The organism is Bacillus sp. JJ1127, assembly GCF_036965845.1.
In the GTDB taxonomy this organism is placed as follows: Bacteria; Bacillota; Bacilli; order Bacillales; family Bacillaceae_G; genus Bacillus_A.
The window spans coordinates 1-2,526 of record NZ_JBALQK010000453.1; the positions used below are offsets into that span (position 1 = coordinate 1).

Sequence of the window (2,526 nt, forward strand, 5' to 3'; positions counted from 1 at the left end):
ATATTGAAAAATTATACATTTATAAGTTTACAGAATTTCCCTATTCATCTCAAGCTATTTATATATTTAACACTATCTTGATAGTGTTAAATATATAAACGATAGTTATAAAAAGGAGGAAGCTTTATAAGAGTTCGTTTGTTATGTGTTTTGAGAAAAAGAATAGCATGTTCATTACAATATTTGTTCATTGTAATTCAAAATGGTGAAAGGAGAGGAAATATGCTGAATAAATTTTTTGTTGGAATCGGGATCGGTTGTTTATTGTTAAGTACAGTAGCGGGATGTTCAAATAAACAAGATGTAAATAAACAAGAGCAAAGTAAAGAGGAGACAAAGGTAGTTTTTCCAAAAGGAGCTAAGGAAACAGGGAAAATTAATATGAAACTGATTACAAATAATGAACAGCAGAATGAAGAAGCAGTTCCAGTTTTAAAGGTGGATCCTAAATTAGAATTAGCGCAAGTTCAAGTAGAATTAGAAGGTTTAAGTGAAAAAGAAAGTGCTTATATATTTGTGGATAAAAAATATATTACAAAAGAAGAGGCAGCAAAAGTATTTTCAACGTTTATTAATTTAGAAGGTGATTTATTGAAAAAAGGAGAGCATACAGTTTCTATTGCCCAGTTTAAAGATAATGATCCGAAAAAAGCAGTAACAAGTTATAAAGAAGTGAAGTTTAAAATCGAATAATTTAATTATAACAATATAAAAAGGGGTTAGCAAGTATATAAATCTTTTTAGGTAAACGAGAGATTTGGTTATGTATAGAAGCGTTTAGATCCCTTTTTTACTATATGTAACGATTGAAATAATTGTCTTTTGTAAGTGATATAAACATCTTTCAGACAGAGGAGGGGTTAAAAACATGCATACCAATAAAAATAGAATGCTGATTGGTTTATGCGTATTATTGGCAGCGGTTACAGTTATTTATTTTACGGGTATGAATAATCTATCATATGCCGCAAAGGTAATTTTGTCTATTTTAGTAGCAGCGTTAATATTTTTTACACAATTTCAAGGAATTCTTTCGTTATATCAGGTGACGATCAGTTTGTTAGGTTTATTTAAGAATAAAAAGACCTATCAAGTAGAAAATAATTCGGCTTCTACTCGTTTTGCAGTACTCGTTTGTGCACATAACGAAGAGAAAGTAATTGAACAAATTGTTCAAAACTTAAAAAATGTTGATTACCCAAAAGAACAATATGATATTCATGTCATTTGTGACAATTGTACAGATGAGACAGCTCAAATCGTTCGTGAAAATGGAGTGAATGCTTGGGAAAGGCAGGATTCTCAAAAACGAGGAAAGGGTTACGGCCTAGAGTGGATGTTTCAAAATTTGTTCCGTTTAGAAAAAGAAAATAAGCAAGTATATGATGCGGTTGTCATTTTGGACGCGGATAATATCGTGTCACGAAATTTTTTACAAGTATTAAATCATAAGTTAGTAGAAGAAAAATACGAAGCGGTTCAAGCTTATTTAGATTCAAAAAATCCAAAGGATAATTGGATATCCAAGTCTTATGCGCTTTCCTATTGGTCTACAAATCGATTGTATCAATTAAGTAGAGGGAAGCTAGGGTTATCAGCTCAGCTAGGAGGAACTGGTATGTGCTTTTCTATGCACATCTTAAAGGAGATGGGCTGGGGGACACAAAGTTTAACGGAAGATTTAGAGTTTACAGCTAAATATATATTAGCAACAGGAAAATCTGTTGGTTGGGCGCATGATGCGAAAATATTTGATGAAAAACCGACTGATTTTAAAGTATCCTTCCGGCAACGCGTCCGCTGGATGCAAGGACATATGGATTGTATGGTTCGCTACTCTGTGCCACTTCTTAAAAAATTTATGCAAACGTTTAATATGAATGCGCTTGATATGTTCATTTACCTAATTCAACCAACGAGAACAATGTTATCGGTAAACTCCATTATTTTATTTTTTGTAACATATTATGAATTACTTCCAACTTCGATTATGCCATACGTATTAAGTCCATGGATTTGGCTCATGATAGCATTATCGTTTTATATGTTACCAGTTATTGCGCTATTCCAAGAGAAAAAGGTTAAAAGTGTAATCTGGACGCCTATTGTTTATATATTTGGTTTTTCATGGGTTCCAATCATTTTTTTAGGGTTTATAAAAAGAAAACAAAAGGTATGGGTTCATACCCCGCATAGTCGAGTAATGGACAAAGACAATATGGTAAAGATGGAGGAGTTAACGTAAAGCCTAAAATGACGAACTTAAAAAGCGGAGGAGTAAAAGGTGAGTTTCTTACTTTTTTTTATAATATTATGTAAGCTGTTTATTGGATATACGGAGTTATATGAACAATTTAATATAAATAGTTTTATTGTAGATTCTTTATACATTTTGTTTGTATTTTTTCTAGTGAGATGTTTTGCATCGAAAAAAATACGCCCAACTTTATATGCTGGGATCAGTATATTAGTAGGAATGATATTGATTGCTTGTGTCGTATATAAAAGATTTTATGGAGTAATACC

The 2,526-nt window shown here is 31.7% G+C and carries 2 protein-coding genes and 1 pseudogene; all 3 read left to right on the forward strand.

All coding sequences use genetic code 11. From position 1 onward, the window contains the following. Positions 1 to 222 precede the first annotated feature (222 nt). A complete protein-coding gene (locus V7183_RS25815; protein ID WP_335361320.1) occupies positions 223 to 693 on the forward strand; it encodes a hypothetical protein in 471 nt (156 codons plus the stop codon). Between the two features lie 175 nt (positions 694 to 868). Next, positions 869 to 2,245 carry a glycosyltransferase family 2 protein gene (locus tag V7183_RS25820; RefSeq protein WP_097894958.1) on the forward strand — a complete coding sequence of 459 codons (1,377 nt, stop codon included), beginning with the start codon at positions 869 to 871 and terminating at the stop codon, positions 2,243 to 2,245. 39 nt (positions 2,246 to 2,284) lie between these two features. Further along, positions 2,285 to 2,526, forward strand: a pseudogene (locus V7183_RS25825) (LTA synthase family protein); the annotation flags it as partial.

Bases quoted from the DNA above. Each gene is read 5' to 3' on its own strand.
- V7183_RS25815 (WP_335361320.1), top strand. From the start codon at position 223: ATGCTGAATAAATTTTTTGTTGGAATCGGGATCGGTTGTTTATTGTTA.
- V7183_RS25820 (WP_097894958.1), top strand. From the start codon at position 869: ATGCATACCAATAAAAATAGAATGCTGATTGGTTTATGCGTATTATTG.